Origin of the sequence: Allobosea robiniae (assembly GCF_900102525.1) — a bacterium.
In the GTDB taxonomy this organism is placed as follows: domain Bacteria; phylum Pseudomonadota; class Alphaproteobacteria; order Rhizobiales; family Beijerinckiaceae; genus Allobosea; species Allobosea robiniae.
The window spans coordinates 513,424-531,397 of sequence record NZ_FNBZ01000003.1; the positions used below are offsets into that span (position 1 = coordinate 513,424).

Here is a 17,974-nt window from a genome sequence, read left to right on the forward strand (position 1 = left end):
GCGCGGGTCTTACGGCGCCGTCAAGACGGCGGTGCTGATCCGGCCGGCGGCCATGCGGGCGGCGCGGGCCTGCTGCTCGGGCTTGAGGCGTTCGAACATGTCGTCGAGCGCGGGGTCCTTGAGGCCCTGCGAGCGGGCCGCGAGATGCCAGGCCGCCGCCTCGATCGTGTCCGGCGCGATGCCGAGACCGAACTGGTAGAGCTTGGCGAGGCGGTTCTGGGCGATCGGGTTGCCCTCCCAGGCGGCGCGCCGGAATAGGCTGGCGGCGGCGGCCTCGTCCTTCTCCACGCCGGTGCCGTTGAACAGCATGATGGCGTATTCGACCTCGCCGGGGACGTTGCCGGCCGCGGCCGCCTGCTTCATCCAGCGGGCGGCGACCTCCTCGCTCTCCGGCATGCCGCGTCCCTGCTTTGCCAGCACGCCGAGCGCATGCATGGCGTCGCCGATCTGGGATTTCGCCGCGATTTCGAGACAGGCGACGGCACGTTTGTCCTCGGCCTCGCGGTTCGCCGCGAGAAGGGCGAGCGCGAGATTGTAGTTGGCGGCGGGGTGGCCGGCGGCTGCCGCCTTCTCGAGCAGCTTGCCGGCGCGGGCGGGGTCGCGCTTGCCGCTCTTCTCGTCGAGAAGCTGCGTCGCCAGCGCGAAAGCCGCGTTGATGTCGCCGCGCGCCTCGGCCCGCTCATACCATTCCGTCGCGACCTTCTGGTCCGGCGCGACCCCGAGGCCCTGGCGATAGAGTTCGCCGACCAGGGTCATCGCGGCGGCATCGCTGCTATCGGCCTCGATGCGCTTCAGCGCTTCCGCCTGGGCGCGACGATAATGTCCGGCCTGATAGGCGCCATAGGCCAGGTCCGGCGTGGACGCAGCCTCGGCCGGGCCGGCAAGCAGGGCGCCGGCAAGCAGGGCTCCGGCCAGCAAGGCTTGCCCGGCCAGCCGCGTCATCGGGCCGTCTTCCGCGCGGCGCAGGCGCTGATCGCCTGGTTGGCCTGCTCGACCAGGGCGCGGATATCCTGCCCTTCGTCGAAGGCCCAGGCGCCGAGCGCGACGAATTCCGCGCCGGTCTCGATCAGCGCGGGGATGGAGTCGGCATCGGGCGCATAGGCGACGCAGGGCGTCTCGAAGATCTCGGCCCACCAGCCGGCGCGCTCGACCACGGCCGCGAGCGGCGGCAGCGAGCCGTCGGGACGGGGCTCGCCGAACATCACGTAATCGACGCCGGCCTCGCCGGCATCCATCGCGTCATGGCGGGCACGCAAGGCGCCGATGCCGATGATGCGCTCGCTCTTCAGGCTGGAGCGGGCCTCGGAGACTGCGGCAGGGCCGCCGGTGAGATGGACGCCATCGGCGCCACCGCGCGCCGCGACGAGCGCATTGTCCTCGACGACGAGGGCGACATTATTGGCCTGGACCGGGCCGGCGAGGCGCTTGACGCGCTCGATCCGGCTGCGGTCGTCGCCGGCGCTGAGGCGCAGCAGCACGGCGGCGACATCGCCGCCGGCCATGGCCTGCATCAGGCGAAAGGCCATGGCCTCCGCGTCTGCGACGGGAGGGGTGATGAGCATCAGGCGAGTGGAGGATGATTGTGTGGTCATGATCGGCTGCGCAAACGGCCCGCAGCGAAGTCCAATGTCAAGACCGCAAGGCCGGCAACGAGGCTCCAGAAGGCCGATCCGATGCCGAAAAGCGAAAGGCTGGAGGCGGCGACGGCGAAGGTGACGACGGCGGCGAAGCGCTCCTTGTCGGAAGACATGGCCTGTCCGAGCGCGCCCGTCAGCGAGCCGATCAGCCCGAGGCCGGCCACGGCGACGATCAGCGCCTTGGGCAGGGCCAGCAGCAGGGCGATCAGCAAGCCGGTCGAGGCGGCGACGACGAAATAGAACAGGCCGTAGAGCACGCCGGCCTTCCAGCGCTGGGCAGGGTCGGGATGGGTGTCACCGCCGGTGCAGATCGAGGCCGATATCGCGGCCATGTTGGTCATATGCGCGCCGAAGGGCGCGGTCAGGAGCGAGGTCAGGCCGGTGACGAAGAGCGAGGGCGCGGTCGGTGGATTGTAGCCGGCGGCGCGCAGCACGGCGAAGCCCGGCAGGTTCTGGGCGGCCATGGTGACGAGGTAGAGCGGGATGCCGATTCCGAGCATGGCGGGAATATCGAAGCGCGGCGTGACGAATTCGAGGCCGCTCAGCGTCATTGCTCCGGCAGGCCAATGGGCGAGCCCGCCGACGAAGCTGATCGCGATGCCGGCGACGAGCGCAGCGATGACGCCGAGGAAGGGATTGAACAGGCGCGCCAACAGGAAGACGGCGAGCAGCGGCAGGACGAGCCCGGGCGAGAGCCGCATCTCGTCGAAGACCGCGACGACGAAGCGGAAGATGACACCGGCGAGCATCGCGGCTGCCACCGGCATCGGGATGCGCTCGATCAGCCTGCCGAGCGGGCGGAAGGCGGCGGTCAGCATCATCAGCACGGCCGCGACCAGGAAGGCGCCAACGGCCGAGGCCATGTCGAAGCCGGTCACGGCGGCGATGAGGGCGGCGCCCGGCGTCGACCAGGCGCAGATCATCGGCATGCGGTAGCGCCAGGACAGGAAGAGGCTGGAGGCGCCGGTCGCGAGGCAGAGCGCCGCAATCCACGAGATGGTCTGGCCGGGCGTGGCGCCGAGCGCCTGCGCGGCCTGGAGGATGACGGCGACGGAGGCGGCGAAGCCGACGAAGACCGCGACCAGGGCGGAGAAGACGATCGACATGGTGCGGGAAGCCGGCTGGGACAGAAGCAAGCCAGCGTTGAACCAGAAATCGCCTGAGACGGAAAGGGCGGCGGGCGCAGGGCCGGGGCCAGTCTGAGGGCGGGACTGGCTGGAAGATGGCCTGCTGGTGACGGGCGATGTCATTCGGCTGTCAATGGCCGGGCCTAGCTGCGCATTATTCCAATCCGCAGCGACCGAGGCCGACCATGCGCGACGACGACTACGAATCCACCTTCGGCGCCAGCATGCTGGAGCATGAGGATGCCGAGCCGCGGAATCCGACGGACAATCCGACCATGGGTGAACTGATCTCGCAGCGGTTCTCGCGGCGCGGCCTGCTCAAGGGCGCGCTCGCGGTCTCGGCGATCTCGGCGACGGTCGGCACGCTGGCTTTGGAGACCGCCGCCGAAGCGCAGGCGCAAGGCGCGAAATCCGCCTTCTCCTTCAAGGAGGTCGAGGTCGGCGTCGATGCCGATCACCATGTCGCAGAGGGCTACGAGGCGCAGGTTCTGCTGCGCTGGGGTGACCCGCTGACGGTTGATGCGCCAGCCTTCGACCCGGCAAAGCAGAGCGCGGAGGCCCAGAGCAAGCAGTTCGGCTACAATAACGACTTCGTCGGCTATGTGCCGATGAGCGGAGCGGCTGACCCGTCTGCGCATGGGCTGCTCTTCGTCAATCACGAATACACCAACCCGCATCTGATGTTCCCGGGCGTCGTCGAGATGAAGGACGGCAAGGCGGTGATGAAGAACGCGACGCCGGAGCGCTTCGCGATCGAGGCGATGGCGCATGGCGCGACCGTCGCGGAAATCCGCAAGACCGGCAGCGAATGGGCGCTTGTCAGGGATTCCAAGTACAACCGCCGCATCACTGTCGCCACCGAGATGCAGCTCTCGGGACCGGTCGCCGGCCATGAGCGCGTGCAGACCAAGGCTGACGCCAGCGGCCGCAAGGTACTGGGCACGCTCAACAATTGCTCGGGCGCGCTGACGCCCTGGGGCACCTTCGTCTCGGGCGAGGAGAACTTCCACGGCTATTTCTCCGGCAAGCTGCCGGAGGGCCATCGCGAGGAGGCGAACTACAAGCGCCTCGCCGTGCCGTCCTCGCCCTATGCCTGGGGCCGCTTCGAGGAGCGCTTCGACCTCGCCAGGGAGCCGAACGAGGCCAATCGCTTCGGCTGGGTGGTCGAGGTCGATCCGTTCGATCCGAACTCGGTGCCGAAGAAGCGCACCGCGCTCGGCCGCTTCAAGCACGAGGGCGCCGACATGATCGTCGCCAGGGACGGGCGCGTGGTCGCCTATCTCGGCGACGATGAGCGCTTTGATTATGTCTACAAGTTCGTCACGGCGGGCCGCTTCGATCCGAACAACCGCGCCAGCAACCTCGAGCTGCTCGATTCCGGCACGCTCTACGTCGCCAAGTTCGCGGCTGATGGCACGCATGAATGGCTGCCGCTGGTCTTCGGGCAGGGGCCGCTCACGGCGGCCAACGGCTTCCAGAGCCAGGCCGACGTGCTGATCGAGGCGCGCCGTGCCGGCGATCTGCTCGGCGCGACCAAGATGGATCGCCCCGAGGACCTCACGCCGAACCCGGTGACGGGGCGCGTCTATGTGATGCTGACCAACAATACGAGCCGTAAGGACGATCAGGTCGACTCCGCCAATCCGCGCGCCAAGAACGCCTTCGGCCATATCATCGAGATCGCCGAGGCCGATGGCGATCACACGGCGACCAGAGGGCGCTGGGAGATCCTGCTGAAATGCGGCGATCCGTCCGTCGCGGAGGTCGGCGCGAGCTTTTCGACCGATACGACCAAGAACGGCTGGTTCGGCATGCCCGATAATGCCGTGGTCGATTCCGCCGGGCGTCTCTGGGTCGCGACCGACGGTAACGGCATCGACGTGACCGGGCGCACAGACGGGCTCTGGGCGGTCGATACCGAGGGTGGCGCGCGCCGGACCTCGAAGCTGTTCTACCGCGTGCCGCATGGCGCGGAGATGTGCGGCCCCTGCTTCACGCCGGACGACACCACCGCCTTCGTCGCCGTGCAGCATCCGGGTGACGATGGGCCGGACTGGCCCGAATTCGGCCGCCGCTCCTATTACGAGGACCTCTCGACCCGCTGGCCGGATTTCAAGCCGGACATGCCGGTGCGGCCCTCGGTGGTGGCGATCACCAAGAAGGGTGGCGGCAAGATCGGGGTTTGAGGCGGCCTGCCGTCATGGCCGGGCTCGACCCGGCCACCTCCTGACAGCAAAACGCCCGGTCTATGCGACCGGGCGTTTCCGTTTCAAAGCCTGCTCAAATGCAGTGAAGCTCACGCCGCCTTCTTGGCGCCGAAGGTCGGGTCGAGCTCGCCCTTGGCGTAGCGCTTGGCCATTTCGGCCAGCGTGATGACGCGCTTGATCTTCGAGGCCTGGCCGGCGGTGTTGAACTCCTCCAGGCGCTGCTTGCAGAGTTTGGTCATCGCCTCCATGGCAGGCTTCAGATACTTGCGCGGGTCGAACTCGCCGGGGTTCTCCGAGAGAATCTTGCGGATCTGGCCGGTCATCGCCATGCGGTTGTCGGTGTCGATGTTGATCTTGCGCACGCCGTGCTTGATGCCGCGCTGGATCTCCTCGACCGGCACGCCCCAGGTCTGGGGCATCTTGCCGCCATACTGGTTGATGACGTCCTGAAGATCCTGCGGAACGCTGGACGAGCCGTGCATGACGAGATGCGTGTTCGGCAGGAGCTTGTGGATCGCCTCGATGACATGCATCGCCAGGATCGCGCCGTCGGGCTTGCGGGTGAACTTGTAGGCGCCATGCGAGGTGCCCATGGCGATGGCGAGCGCGTCGACCTTGGTCTCGGCGACGAACTTCACGGCTTCGTCGGGATTGGTCAGGAGCTGGTCGTGGCTGAGCTTGCCCTCGAAGCCGTGGCCGTCCTCCTTCTCGCCCTCGCCGGATTCCAGCGAGCCGAGCACGCCGAGCTCACCCTCGACCGAGATGCCGCCAAGATGGGACATGTCGGTGACGGTCTTGGTCACGCCGACATTGTAGTCCCAGTCGCCCGGCGTCTTGCCGTCGGCCTTGAGCGAGCCGTCCATCATGACGGAGGTGAAGCCGGCCTGGATCGCGGTCATGCAGGTCGCCGGCTCGTTGCCGTGGTCGAGATGCACGCAGACCGGGATATGCGGATAGATCTCGGTGACGGCGTCCATCATGTGCTTGAGCATGATGTCGTTGGCGTAGCTGCGGGCGCCGCGCGAGGCTTGGATGATGACGGGCGCGTCGGTCGCGTCGGCCGCCGCCATGATCGCCAGCGCCTGCTCCATGTTGTTGATGTTGAAGGCGGGCACGCCGTAGTCGTTCTCGGCGGCATGATCGAGCAACTGGCGAAGCGTGATACGGGCCACGATGGCACTCCCCTTTTGAAAACGGATATGGCGAAAGATGTAGTGCGGACAGGCTCCCGGCGCAAAGCCGGGTGGGTGGAAAGCTTAAAACGCGAGCGGCCGCCCCGTTGTCGGAGCGGCCCGCACGGTCAATGCCCGGATCAGCGCTTCCGCAGCGCCTCGACGCCCGGCAGGGCCTTGCCTTCCATCCATTCGAGGAAGGCGCCACCCGCCGTCGAGACATAGGACAGGTCGTCGATGACGCCGGCATGGTTCATCGCCGCGACGGTGTCGCCGCCACCGGCGACCGCGACCAGATCGCCGGCCTTGACGTGCCTGGCCGCGGCCTTGGCGACGGCGACGGTCGCCGTGTCGAAGGGCGGCAGCTCGAAGGCGCCGAAGGGGCCGTTCCAGACCAGCGTCCTGACCTTCTCCAGCCGCAGCACGACTTCGGCGATCGAGAGCGGGCCGGCATCGAGAATCATCTCGTCGGCGCCGACTTCGCCGACCGGAACGACGCGATGGCCGGGATGGGCCTTGAATTCGCGCGCCACCAGCGCGTCGACCGGCAGGAGGATCTCGCAGCCGGCAGCCTTGGCCTTCTCCTCGATCTCGCGGGCGGTGCCGACGAGGTCATGTTCGCAGAGCGACTTGCCAACATCGACGCCGCGAGACGCCAGGAAGGTGTTGGCCATGCCACCGCCGATGGCGAGGACATCGACCTTTTTGACGAGGTTGCCGAGCAGGTCGAGCTTGGTCGAGACCTTGGCGCCGCCGACGATCGCCATCACCGGGCGGGTGGGGTTGTCGAGGCCGGCGGAGAGGGCTTCGAGCTCCGCCTGCATGGTGCGCCCGGCGTAGGCCGGCAGGACATGGGCGAGGCCTTCCGTCGAGGCGTGCGCCCGGTGCGCGGCCGAGAAGGCGTCGTTGACATAGAGGTCGCCATTGGCGGCGAGCGCCCTGACGAAGTCGGGATCGTTCTTCTCGTCGCCGGCGTGGAAGCGGGTGTTCTCCAGCAGCAGGACGTCGCCGTTCCTGGCGGCGGCAAGCGCCTTTGCAACCGGTTCGCCGATGCAATCGTCGACGAAGGTGACGGGGCGGCCGAGCGCCAGCGTCAGTGCCGGCACGACCTGCCTCAGGCTGTTCTTGTCGTCGCGGCCCTTCGGCCGGCCGAAATGCGCAAGCAGCACGACCTTGCCGCCCTTGTCGGCGATCTCGCGGATCGTCGGCAGGATGCGGTCTATGCGGGTGGTGTCGCTGACCTTGTCGCCGTCCATGGGAACGTTGAGGTCGACGCGGACAAGCACCCGCTTGCCCGCGAGATCGGCATCGTCGAGGGTGCGGAAGGCGCTCATCGCGGCAGCAGGCCGCCGAACAGGCCGGGCACGCCGAATTTCAGGACGAGGATGGTGAGCAGCACGGTGAGCACCGCGGTCACGGCGGCGGTGACGAAGAGCGTGCCGGCCCGCGGCGTCGCATCGACGCGCTGGCGCAGGGCGGCGATCTCGTTGCGGATGCCGCCGATGTCGAGCGTGCCCACCGCATTGTCGACCTTGCCGGCCGAGCGCTCCAACGAGGCTTCCGCGCGGGTCAGAACGGCCTCGTAGCGGGCGAATTTCTCCTCGATGCGCGCCGCCTTCTCCTCGATGCGGGAGAGCTGGTCGAGCTTGTGCGGCTCGGTCGCGACCGTCGCCGGCTCGGCGCGTATCGGAGCCGGAGCGGGGGCAGGGGCAGGGGTCGAAGCGGAGGGGAAGGCCGGGACCGGCGCCAGGTTGGCCGGTGCGGAGGCAGCCTCGGTCTGGGGGGCGGGCGGGGTCGCTACTGTCGGCTCGATCTTGGCCATGCTCGGTCCGTTTCTGCTGCTGTTCAGGGACAAGGCCACGCCCTGACGGAGGAACGTGGCCTTGGTAAGACGGTTCAGAGCAGGGCGCCCATGGCGACGGCGGTGTCGCTCATGCGGTTCGAGAAGCCCCATTCGTTATCGTACCAGGAGAGGACGCGGACGAACTTGTCGTCCATGACCTTGGTCTGGTCGAGCGCGAAGGTCGAGGACGCCGGATCGTGGTTGAAGTCGATCGAGACGTTCGGCTGGTCGGTGACGGCGAGGATGCCCTTGAGCGGGCCGCGCTTCGAGGCCTTGATGATGGCCTCGTTGACCTTCTCGACCGTGGTCTTGCGCTTCGAGATGAACTTGAAGTCGACGACCGAGACGTTCGGGGTGGGAACGCGGATCGAGGTGCCGTCGAGACGGCCCTTCAGATCGGGAATGACCAGGCCGATCGCCTTGGCGGCACCGGTCGAGGTCGGGATCATCGAGAGCGCGGCGGCGCGGCCGCGATAGAGATCCTTGTGCATCGTATCCAGCGTCGGCTGATCGCCGGTATAGGCATGGATCGTGGTCATGAAGCCCTTGTCGATGCCCATGCTGTCATGCAGGACGCGCACGACCGGCGCGAGGCAGTTCGTGGTGCAGGAGGCGTTCGAGACGACGACGTGGTCCTTGGTCAGCTCGTGATGGTTGACGCCGAAGACGACGGTCAGGTCGGCGCCGTCGCAGGGGGCCGAGACCAGCACGCGCTTGGCGCCGGCGGCGAGATGCGCGGCGGCCTTGTCGCGGGTGGTGAAGATGCCGGTGCACTCGAAGGCGATGTCGACGCCGAGCGCCTTGTGCGGCAGGTCCTTGGGATCGCGGATCGCGGTGACCTTGATCGGGCCGCGGCCGACATCGATCGTGTCGCCGGAGACGGTCACGGTGCCGGGGAAGCGGCCATGGACGGAGTCGAAGCGGAAGAGATGGGCGTTGGTCTCGACCGGGCCGAGATCGTTGATCGCCACGACCTCGATATCCTTGCGCTTCGACTCGATGATCGCGCGCAGAACGTTGCGCCCGATGCGGCCGAAGCCGTTGATCGCTACCTTCACCGTCATATCTTCCTCTCCTTCGCCGAGCGAAACGGCGATGCCGTCGCTATCCACGCGGGCAATTCGGCCAAAGAATGGCCGAACGCAAGATGTCTTTCGGGAATATCAGCCCTGCCTGCGGCCGGCCCTCAGGCGTTGTGCTGCTTCATCGCGGCGTCGGCGATCGCCTCCGCCGTGATGCCGAAATGCTTGTAGACCTCCTTGTAGGGGCCGCTGGCGCCGAAGGAGTGCATGCCGATGAAGGTGCCGTCGTGGCCGATCACGGCATCCCAGCCGAAGCGCACGCCGGCCTCGACCGCGATCTTGACCGGGGCCGAGCCGACGATCGCTGCCTGAGTTGCCTCGTCCTGCTCCAGGAAGAGCTCGAGCGAAGGCACGGAGACGACGCGGGCGCGAACGCCCTTCTCGGCGAGCAGCTTGCGCGCGGCGACGGCGAGCTCGACCTCGGAGCCCGAGGCGAAGAGCGAGACCTGGGCCTTGCCGCCTTCGGCCGCCAGCAACTCATAGGCGCCGGTGGCCGAGCGGTTCTTGGCGGAGGCGTCGGTGCGCAGCTGCGGCAGGTTCTGGCGCGAGAGGGCGAGCACCGTCGGGCCGTTGGTGCGTTCCAGCGCGGCCTGCCAGGCTTCCGCGGTCTCGATCGTGTCGGCCGGGCGGAAGACGCGCATGTTCGGCATGGCGCGCAAGCTCGCGATCTGCTCGACCGGCTGGTGGGTCGGGCCGTCCTCGCCGAGGCCGATCGAGTCATGGGTCATGACGTAGACGACCGGGGCGCCCATCAGGGCGGCCAGCCGCATCGAGGGGCGGGCATAGTCGGCGAAGACCAGGAAGGTGCCGCCGGCGGTGCGGAAGCCGCCATGCAGGGTGATGCCGTTCATCGCGGCGGCCATGCCGTGCTCGCGGATGCCGTAGCGGACATAGCGGCCCTTCGGGGTCTTCGGGGTGAAGTCCTCGGCGGCCTTGGTGCGGGTGTTGTTCGAAGGGGTGAGATCGGCCGAGCCCATCACCAGCTCCGGCATGACCGGGATGATGGCTTCCAGCGCCAGCTCCGAGGCCTTGCGGGTGGCGACGGCCTGCGGCGCGGCGATCAGCGCCTTCTTGTGGTTGAGGATCGCCTTGTCGAGCTTGGCCGGAACACCGTGCACGAGGCGGCGGTCGAACTCGCCACGCTTGCGCTCGGACAGGGCGGCGAAGCGCTCGCTCCAGTCCTTGTGCGCGGTGGCGCCGGCCGCGCCGAAGCCGCGCCAGGCTTTGAGCACGTCGGCCGCGACCTCGAAGGGCCCGCCGGTGATGCCGAGCGCCTGCTTGGCGGCGGCGAGCTCCTCGGCGCCGAGCGGCTCGCCATGGGCCTTGGAGGTGCCGGCCTTCTTCGGCGCGCCGAAGCCGATCACGGTCTTGCAGGCGATCATGGTCGGCTTGTTCGACTTCTGGGCGCGGCGGATCGCGGCCTCGATCGCCTCGGGATCGTGGCCGTCGACGCGCTCGGAGCGCCAGCCGCAGGCCTTGAAGCGGGCGACCTGGTCGACATTGTCGGTGATGGTCAGGGGGCCGTCGATCGAGATGCCGTTATCGTCCCAGAGCACGATCAGCTTGTTGAGCTTCTGGTGGCCGGCGAGCGCGATCGCCTCCTGGCTGATGCCCTCCATCAGGTCGCCGTCCGAGGCCAGCACATAGGTGTGGTGATCGACGACCTTCCTGCCGAACTCGGCGGCGAGCATGCGCTCGGCCATCGCCATGCCGACGGCGGTGGCCAGCCCCTGGCCGAGCGGGCCGGTGGTGGTCTCGACGCCGGCGGTCATGAAGTTCTCGGGGTGGCCGGGGGTCTTCGACTCGATCTGGCGGAAGGCCTTGAGGTCATCGAGCGCCATGCCGGGCGCGCCAGTGAGATAGAGCAGGGCGTAGAGCAGCATCGAGCCGTGGCCGGCGGAGAGCACGAAGCGGTCGCGGTCCGGCCAGCGCGGATCGGCGGCGTCATATTTCATCACGCGGGTAAACAGCACGGCGGCAACGTCGGCAGCGCCCATCGGCAGGCCGGGATGGCCGGACTTGGCCTTCTCGACACCGTCCATCGCCAGGCCGCGGATGGCGTTGGCGAGCTTGTCGTGCTGGGCGCGGTCGATGGTGGTCATGATGATCTCACGAGCTTTAAGTCTGGCGGGCTTGAGGCCGATCCGAACCTGCGGGAAAGGCAGGAATGGGGCCGGCGGGCAGGCGATGTCGGCAGGCTTGGAAAAGGACCGGTGGATTAGGCCTTGCGCTCGCCACGAGTCAATTCGCGGAAGCCGGGTTTCAGGGTCGCAGGAGCCGGTTGCCGCAGGTTTTTCGCATGGTTCCGTCCGAACCGGCGCGTTCGCGCTCCCGGATGGGGCCGATTCCTGTTTTCCCGCGTTCTCATGTAAATTCGCTGGACGAATCGTGTGAGCCGGCTTCGATCTGAAAGGAGAACGACGGTGGCGAGCCTGATGCTGGACAATGCGCTGGCGCGCCTGGATACGGCGCTGGGGCAGCTGGAAGCGGCGGCGCGGCGGCGGGTCGAGGCTGAGCGTGGACATGGCAACCTCGAAACCGAACTCGCCCTGATGCAGGACGATCGCGCGCGCCTTGCGGCCGATCTCGACGGCGCCATGGCACGGCTCGGGCAGGTCGAGACGGCCGCCGCCGATGTAGACCAGCGGCTGGAGCGGGCGATGAACGTCGTCGGCGCCGTGATCGCGCGGGTGGAGGCGCAGCCGCCGCCGGAGCCCGAGGCAAGCTAGGGTCTGTACTCGTTATGGACGATGTTTTGATCGGGCCAAAACGGCCAAGAGCAAGGAGGAGCCCGCCGCCCGATGCCCCAGGCATCGGGCAAGGGACCGACACAGCTATCGGCCGTTTTCGCCCGACCCCGCAGGGGCGCGGGCCTTTTGGGCGGCGGGTGCGTCGCGCGGCCTTGCAAACCGGACGGTTTGCTGCGGCCACGCTCCTGCCCGCCGACCAAAATGCCTCGCGTCAAAACATCGCCCATAATGAGCACAGACCCTAGAGCGAGGACTGGAGAGGGAATGCCGCAAGTCAACGTCATGATCGCCGGGAAAGCCTACCGCATGGCCTGCGGGGAAGGCGAGGAGGGCCATCTCGAGGGGCTCGCCCGGTTCTTTGACGAGAAGATCGGCGAAATGCGCGAGGCCTTCGGCGAGATCGGCGACATGCGCCTGCACGTCATGGCCGCGCTGATGGTGGCCGACGAGGTCCATGAACTGAAGCGGCGACTGGCGAAGCTGGAAGCCGACCTCGCGGCGACGCAGGGCAATGCCGGGGCTGCCGATCAGCGGCTCGGCGAGGTCGAGGACCGGGCGGCGGAAGCGCTCGTCGCGGCAGCCGAACGGATCGAAGGCGTGGCGCGCAGCCTGATCCCGACCGCGGTGGGGTGACGGCTTCCGCCCGGAAACAGAAAAGGCCCCGGACGATGTCGTCCGGGGCCTTTTCTTTTCTAACTGCGCAGCGATCAGACGCCAGGCGCGCCGCCGGCGCCGTCCAGCACCGTGACGGAGCGGCGGTTCTGCGACCAGCAGGAGATGTCGTTGCAGACCGCGACCGGGCGCTCCTTGCCGTAGGAAATGGTGCGCATGCGGTTGGCCGCGATGCCGCGCGAGGCGAGGTAGTCGCGTACGGTCTGGCCGCGGCGGGCGCCGAGCGAATAGTTGTACTCGCGGGTGCCGCGCTCGTCGGCATGACCTTCGACGGTGAAGGTGTAGCGCGGATAGCGCTGGAGCCAGCCGGCCTGCTTGTCGAGGGTGGCGGTCGCGGTCGGGGTCAGGTCGGTGGAGTCGGTCTCGAAGAAGACGCGGTCGCCGACATTGACGACGAAGTCCTGCGCGCTGCCCGGGGTCGCGGCGCCGCCGGCGCCGAAGCCCGAGGCGTCGGCATTCTGGTCCTTGGCGCAGGCGCCGAGCGCGAGCGTGGCGGCGATGGCGGCGGCGAAACGGACGGCACGGCCGCCGGGAAGGAGAGTGGTCAACATGGCTGAACTCCGGGGCAATCGAATTTTGTGGCGCGCACTTCGAGGAGGGCTTCGCGAAGCCTCATCAATGAAGCGTCAACCTAAACGAGACCTTGCCAAATCAGGGCGAAGTGGCGGCATTGCGGCTTATGGTTAACCAAATGTGGCGAAAGGCGTTTGCGAGCCGGGCTGTTGCGCCGGGAGCACAGGAATGCTCCGCAGGACGGCTTGCCTGCCTCATCGACCATGGGTTGGGCCGCAGCGTGACACCACCGGGCAAAAAAAGATCGGAGCTTTCCGGTTGACGAATTCATAGCTGTGTGGTTATGGATAATTCATAGCCATATGGTTATGGAATTCCGATGCCCGGCACGCATGACCTTCTCTTCAGGACGCTTTCCGACCCGACGCGGCGGGGCATTTTCGAGTGCCTGTGCAGCCAGGGCGAACAGACGGTCGCGGCGCTGACCGCACAGGCCGGCGTGTCGCAGCCGGCTGTCTCGAAGCACTTGGCCATGCTGAAGCAGGCCGGGCTGGTGCGGGACCGCCATCAGGGCCGGCAGACGCATTACAGCGCACAGCTCGCGGCGCTCGCGCCTCTCGCCGACTGGACGAACCGCATGGCCGGCTACTGGGAAAGCCGGTTCGACGATCTCGAAGACCTGCTCAAGAGGATGGACCAATGACCGAAACCCGCTCCGTCATCGTCGAGCGCGAGATGCCCCATCCACCGGAGAAGCTCTGGCGCGCGCTGACGCAGCCGCATCTGATCGCCGAATGGCTGATGAAGAACGACTTCGTGCCGACCGTCGGCCACCGCTTCAATCTGAGTGGCGACTGGGGCGGGGTGCTGGATTGCGAGGTGCTGACCGTGGAGCCCAACCGGTCGCTCTCCTATAGCTGGGACTTCGCGCATGATGACCCGGCCTATGCCCTCAAGAGCGTCGTGACCTTCACGCTGACGCCGTCGCCCAAGGGCACGCATCTGCGCATGGAACAGGTCGGCTTCCGGCCGGAGCAGAAGCAGGCCCTCGGCGGCGCCAAGGCCGGCTGGCAGCAGTTCTTCGCCAAGCTGGAAGAGGTCGTGGCGCGCGCCGGCTGAGGCGGCGCCACTCCTCCTATCCCCTCATAAAAGGAGCCTTCCTTGTCCTGGAGCACTGCAATCCGGCAGGGCCATCGCTGGCTGTCGATCATTTTCACGGCCACCGTCCTCGCGAATTTCGCCGCGATGGCGCGCGGCGAGCCGCCGGCCTGGATCGTCTATTCGCCCCTGCTGCCGCTCTTCCTGCTGCTGTTCAGCGGGCTCTACATGTTCATCCTGCCTTACGCCGCGAGATGGCGCGGCCGGCGTCAGGCCTGAGGGCAGGTCAAGTCTCGGGCTGATCGCGAAAAAATTGCGCAAACAGGGCGCAGAATTGCAGCGCATCTTTCGCGCCCTCCGGTCTATCGTGAGGAGATGCGGCCTTGCCTCGGCCCACCTTCCAGTCCCGACCGGAGATCGCGATGGCTCATTCCCTCAATTCCGCTGTTGCGAGCGTGGCGCCGATCCGCGGCCCTAACCAGCCCGACCTCGATTCTGATATCGTCTGGGAGGCGCGCCGCGATCTCGCCGCGACGTTCCGGATGGCGGCGCGCTACGGCTTCGAGGAAGGCATCTGCAACCATTTCTCCGCGCTGGTGCCGGGCTATGACGACCTCTTCATCGTCAATCCCTATGGCTGGGCCTTCCGGGAGCTGACCGCCTCGAAGCTGCTGATCTGCGACTTCCACGGCCAAGTCGTCTCAGGCGAGGGCCAGCCGGAGGCGACCGCCTTCTACATCCACGCCCGGGTCCACAAGAACGTCCCGCGCGCCAAGGTCGCCTTCCACACGCATATGCCTTACGCGACGGCGCTTTCGATGACCGAGGGCGATCCGCTGATCTTCGCCGGCCAGACGGCGCTGAAGTTCTACGGCCGCACCGTCGTCGACCGCGACTATAACGGGCTGGCTTTGGACGAGCGCGAGGGCGACCGCATCGCGGCTGCGGTCGGCGATGCCGATATCGTCTTCATGAAGCATCACGGCGTCATGGTGCTCGGGCCGACCATCGCCGAGGCCTGGGACGATCTCTATTATCTGGAGCGGGCCTGCGAGGTGCAGGCGTTGGCGCTCGCGACGGGGCGCGAGGTCAAGCCGGTGAAGCCCGAGATCGCGGAGGCGGCCTATCGCCAGATGCGCGAGGGCGATCCGGAATCCGCGCGGCTCCACCTGGCCTCGATCCGCCGGCAGCTCGACACCGAGGAGCCGGTCTATCGCGACTGAGCGGCCGGTTGGATCCTAAAAAGCAGAAGCCGCCCGAATTCGTCGGGCGGCTTCGCAGAATCCACAGGTGACGATCGCTTTTCGCCTCAGCGCCCGCCGCTGAGCAGCGGCGACCAGGTCGGGTCGGAGGCGAAGGCCGGGGTCGGCACGGGCACTTCGACGCGGCCGGTGATGTCGACCATATAGAGCTTGCCGCCGGACTGTCCGCCGGGATCGCGGAAGAACATCAGGTACTGGCCGTTCGGCGCCCAGTTCGGGGCCTCGTTGTGGAAGCCCTCGGTCAGGATGCGCTCGCCCGAGCCGTCCGGCCGCATCACGCCGATGGCGAAGCCGCCGCCGCCCTGGCGGGTGAAGGCGATGAGATCGCCGCGCGGCGACCAGGAGGGCTGCGAGTAGCGGCCCTGGCCAAAGGAGATGCGCTGGCCCTCGCCGCCGCCGGCCGGCATCACGTAAAGCTGCTGCTGGCCGCCGCGGTCGCTCTCGAAGACGATGCGGGAGCCGTCAGGCGCATAGGAGGGCGAGGTGTCGATCGCCGCCGTCGAGGTCAGGCGCTGCGTCGTGCGCGAGCCGATGTCGATGGCGTAGAGATTGGCGTTGCCGCCCTGCTGCAGCGAGAGCACGACGCGCTGGCCGTTCGGCGCGAAGCGCGGGCTCGAGCTCATATCGGGGAAGTTGCCGACGATCTGGCGCTGGCCGGTCTCGATGTTGAGGACCTGCACGCGCGGCTGCTCGCCCTGGCGCTGCGACATGAACGCGACGTCCTGCGAGACCGGGGAATAGCGCGGCGTCACCACCGAGACGTCGCCATTGGTCAGGTAGCGCACATTGGCGCCGTCCTGATCCATGATCGCGAGGCGCTTGCGGCGGGTCTCCTTCGGTCCGGATTCGTCGACGAAGACGACGCGGGTATCGAAGAAGCCGCCGAGCCCGGTGATCTTCGAGAAGATCGCGTCCGAGATGATGTGACCGACGCGGCGGTTATTGCTCGGGTCGGTGAAATATTGCTGGCCGTCGGTCTGGGTGCCGGTGGCGACGTCCCAGAGCCGGAACTCGGCGCGGATGCGGCCGGCCTCGCGGGAGACGCGGCCGGTGACGAGGGCCTGCACGCCGGCGGCCTGCCAGGCCTGGAACTGCGGCGCCGCGTCGAAGGGTGGGTTCTTCTCGGGATGGCGGCTCTTGTCGATGGGGGTGAAGTAGCCGCAGCGCTTCAGGTTGTTGGTGATCACGCCGGAGACGAGCACGCCGCCTTCGCCGCCGAAATCGGCGATGGCGATCGGCATCGGCTGGAAGGCGCCGCCGGTCAGATTGATGATGAGCTCGGCCTTGGCCGCGGTGGGCAGCAGCAGCGCTGCGCCGGCGGTGGCAAGGAGACGGCGGCGGGTGGGCGCAGCCGCGAGACGGGGAAGGGGGGTGCGGTCGATCATCGGGGTCACATGACGTCCCTGGCGTCGAAATTGACGACGACATCACGCCAGTCGTCGTAATAGGAGGCGAATTGAGCCGGGATGCGCAACGGCGCGCAGCGGCGGGTGGCGGTCAGCGCCGAATCGGCGGCGACCCGGAAGAGCGGATCGGCGGACGAATTGATCACGCCGGGCTGGCCGATGAGCGAGCCGTCGGTGTTGAGCTTCATCCGCACGGAAGGCACGACATTGCTGCCGCCACGGGCGTTGGCGAGCGCGATCGGCACGTTCCAGCATTTCAGGAGCTGATCCTGGATGATGCCGATGAGCTGGGCCCTGAGCGAGGGGCTGAGCTTCTGCGAAGACCCGCGCTCGGTGCCGAGCGAGGCCGTGCGGTTGATCTGCGGCGCCGAAGAGCCGGAGGATTGCGCCTTCTCCTTGGACTGGAGCAGCTTGGCGATGTCGCTGGCGTTGAAGTTCTTGGCGATCTCCGCCTCCTTCTTCGCCTTGGCCTCCGCCTCCTGTTTCGCCTTCGCCGCGGCGGCGATCTTCGCCTTCTGCTCGGCCTCCGCCTTTGCCTTGGCGGCCGCCTCCGCCTTTTCCTTCGCAGCCTTGTCGGCTTCCGCCTTGGCGAGCGCCTCGGCCTTGGCCTTGGCATCGGCGGCGCGCTTGGCAGCCTGGGCGTCGGCTTCCGCCTTGGCCTTGGCGGTGGCCTTCGCCTCCTCCTCGGCCTGTTTCGCCTTCGAGGCGAGTTCGGCCTCCTCGGCGAGCTTGGCCTGTTCCTCGCGCTTCTGCTCGGCCTCGCGGGCGGCAGCAGCCTCGCTCTTCTGCGGCGGCTGCTTGGCGGGCTCGGGCGGCTTGGTTTCGGGCTTGGGTTGCTCGGCCGGGCGGGCCGGCGGCGGAGGCGTCGCGGCGTTGTTCTCGGCGGTCTTCAGTTCGACCGGGCGCGAGGGCGGGGCGGGCGTATCGGTCTTGGCCTCGCCGGCTTCCTTGCGCTCGACCATCTCGGACTGGCGCTCGGCACGCGGGGTGGGCTGGGCCTGGACCTTCTCGGCGCTGCGCTCGCCACGCGTCACCTGGTTGAGGGCACTGGGATCGATGACCTCGACGGCGATCGCCTCCTCGTTCTCCGGCAGCGGCGTCGGCGACGAGAACGCCAGCAGCCCCGCGACGAGGAACGTCACGTGGCCGAGCGCCGACACCAGCATGCCAGGTTCGGAGGTCGAAAGCTTCACGCCCTGAACACC

18 protein-coding genes are annotated in these 17,974 nt (G+C 67.7%); 7 read left to right on the forward strand and 11 right to left on the reverse strand.

Annotation, left to right across the window (positions count from 1 at the left end; all coding sequences use genetic code 11):
• Positions 1 to 9 precede the first annotated feature (9 nt).
• From BLQ70_RS11355 to BLQ70_RS11365, 3 genes are read right to left on the reverse strand one after another with little or no spacing between them, the layout of a single operon-like run.
• Entirely contained in the window at positions 10 to 942 is a 933-nt protein-coding gene (locus tag BLQ70_RS11355; RefSeq protein WP_091857032.1) for a tetratricopeptide repeat protein, read from the reverse strand.
• Positions 939 to 1,592, reverse strand: a complete 654-nt coding sequence (locus BLQ70_RS11360; RefSeq protein ID WP_091857033.1) for a thiamine phosphate synthase — start codon at positions 1,590 to 1,592, stop codon at positions 939 to 941. The genes BLQ70_RS11355 and BLQ70_RS11360 overlap by 4 nt, the downstream gene beginning before the upstream one ends.
• Positions 1,589 to 2,743, reverse strand: a complete 1,155-nt coding sequence (locus BLQ70_RS11365; protein ID WP_091857034.1) for a benzoate/H(+) symporter BenE family transporter — start codon at positions 2,741 to 2,743, stop codon at positions 1,589 to 1,591. Before BLQ70_RS11365 ends, BLQ70_RS11360 begins: the two co-directional genes overlap by 4 nt.
• Before the next feature lie 206 nt (positions 2,744 to 2,949).
• Between BLQ70_RS11365 and BLQ70_RS11370 the strand changes: the two genes are divergently transcribed.
• Positions 2,950 to 4,950, forward strand: a complete 2,001-nt coding sequence (locus BLQ70_RS11370; RefSeq protein WP_091857035.1) for a PhoX family protein — start codon at positions 2,950 to 2,952, stop codon at positions 4,948 to 4,950.
• Between the two features lie 110 nt (positions 4,951 to 5,060).
• Here the strand turns inward: BLQ70_RS11370 and fba are convergent, their stop codons facing one another.
• The 5 genes from fba to tkt all read right to left on the reverse strand — a co-directional run bounded on the left by fba (position 5,061) and on the right by tkt (position 11,170).
• Positions 5,061 to 6,143 carry a class II fructose-bisphosphate aldolase gene (gene fba / locus BLQ70_RS11375; protein WP_091857036.1) on the reverse strand — a complete coding sequence of 361 codons (1,083 nt, stop codon included), beginning with the start codon at positions 6,141 to 6,143 and terminating at the stop codon, positions 5,061 to 5,063.
• A gap of 140 nt (positions 6,144 to 6,283) precedes the next feature.
• A complete protein-coding gene (locus BLQ70_RS11380; protein ID WP_091857037.1) occupies positions 6,284 to 7,477 on the reverse strand; it encodes a phosphoglycerate kinase in 1,194 nt (397 codons plus the stop codon).
• Entirely contained in the window at positions 7,474 to 7,965 is a 492-nt protein-coding gene (locus BLQ70_RS11385; RefSeq protein WP_091857038.1) for a hypothetical protein, read from the reverse strand. Before BLQ70_RS11385 ends, BLQ70_RS11380 begins: the two co-directional genes overlap by 4 nt.
• A 74-nt stretch (positions 7,966 to 8,039) precedes the next feature.
• Positions 8,040 to 9,050, reverse strand: a complete 1,011-nt coding sequence (gene gap, locus BLQ70_RS11390) for a type I glyceraldehyde-3-phosphate dehydrogenase (RefSeq protein ID WP_061970293.1) — start codon at positions 9,048 to 9,050, stop codon at positions 8,040 to 8,042.
• Positions 9,051 to 9,172: 122 nt separating this feature from the next.
• Positions 9,173 to 11,170 carry a transketolase gene (gene tkt / locus BLQ70_RS11395; protein ID WP_091857039.1) on the reverse strand — a complete coding sequence of 666 codons (1,998 nt, stop codon included), beginning with the start codon at positions 11,168 to 11,170 and terminating at the stop codon, positions 9,173 to 9,175.
• Between the two features lie 321 nt (positions 11,171 to 11,491).
• Here tkt and BLQ70_RS11400 point away from each other — a divergent pair, with 321 nt between their 5' ends.
• A complete protein-coding gene (locus tag BLQ70_RS11400) occupies positions 11,492 to 11,797 on the forward strand; it encodes a DUF4164 family protein (protein WP_342028484.1) in 306 nt (101 codons plus the stop codon).
• A gap of 285 nt (positions 11,798 to 12,082) precedes the next feature.
• The gene (locus tag BLQ70_RS11405; protein WP_061969853.1) at positions 12,083 to 12,451 is read left to right on the forward strand and encodes a cell division protein ZapA; all 369 of its coding nucleotides are present in this window, start codon (positions 12,083 to 12,085) and stop codon (positions 12,449 to 12,451) included.
• Positions 12,452 to 12,525: 74 nt separating this feature from the next.
• On the opposite strand, the gene pal is transcribed toward BLQ70_RS11405, so the two are convergent.
• The gene (gene pal, locus BLQ70_RS11410) at positions 12,526 to 13,041 is read right to left on the reverse strand and encodes a peptidoglycan-associated lipoprotein Pal (protein WP_061969851.1); all 516 of its coding nucleotides are present in this window, start codon (positions 13,039 to 13,041) and stop codon (positions 12,526 to 12,528) included.
• 341 nt (positions 13,042 to 13,382) lie between these two features.
• Here pal and BLQ70_RS11415 point away from each other — a divergent pair, with 341 nt between their 5' ends.
• From BLQ70_RS11415 to BLQ70_RS11430, 4 genes are all read left to right on the forward strand, one after another.
• The gene (locus BLQ70_RS11415) at positions 13,383 to 13,706 is read left to right on the forward strand and encodes an ArsR/SmtB family transcription factor (protein ID WP_091857040.1); all 324 of its coding nucleotides are present in this window, start codon (positions 13,383 to 13,385) and stop codon (positions 13,704 to 13,706) included.
• Complete coding sequence (locus tag BLQ70_RS11420; RefSeq protein WP_091857041.1) at positions 13,703 to 14,122, forward strand: SRPBCC family protein; 420 nt, start codon at positions 13,703 to 13,705, stop codon at positions 14,120 to 14,122. Before BLQ70_RS11415 ends, BLQ70_RS11420 begins: the two co-directional genes overlap by 4 nt.
• A 42-nt stretch (positions 14,123 to 14,164) precedes the next feature.
• Positions 14,165 to 14,380 (forward strand): hypothetical protein, encoded by a 216-nt coding sequence (locus BLQ70_RS11425; protein ID WP_091857042.1) that lies wholly within the window; start codon positions 14,165 to 14,167, stop codon positions 14,378 to 14,380.
• Between the two features lie 143 nt (positions 14,381 to 14,523).
• Positions 14,524 to 15,324, forward strand: coding sequence for an aldolase (locus BLQ70_RS11430; RefSeq protein ID WP_061969843.1), 801 nt, complete (start codon positions 14,524 to 14,526; stop codon positions 15,322 to 15,324).
• An 86-nt stretch (positions 15,325 to 15,410) separates the two neighbouring features.
• Here BLQ70_RS11430 and tolB read toward each other — a convergent pair whose 3' ends face one another.
• Entirely contained in the window at positions 15,411 to 16,748 is a 1,338-nt protein-coding gene (tolB, locus tag BLQ70_RS11435; protein ID WP_091857043.1) for a Tol-Pal system beta propeller repeat protein TolB, read from the reverse strand.
• Between the two features lie 5 nt (positions 16,749 to 16,753).
• The gene (gene tolA, locus BLQ70_RS11440; RefSeq protein WP_210184273.1) at positions 16,754 to 17,962 is read right to left on the reverse strand and encodes a cell envelope integrity protein TolA; all 1,209 of its coding nucleotides are present in this window, start codon (positions 17,960 to 17,962) and stop codon (positions 16,754 to 16,756) included.
• Positions 17,963 to 17,974: the final 12 nt, after the last annotated feature.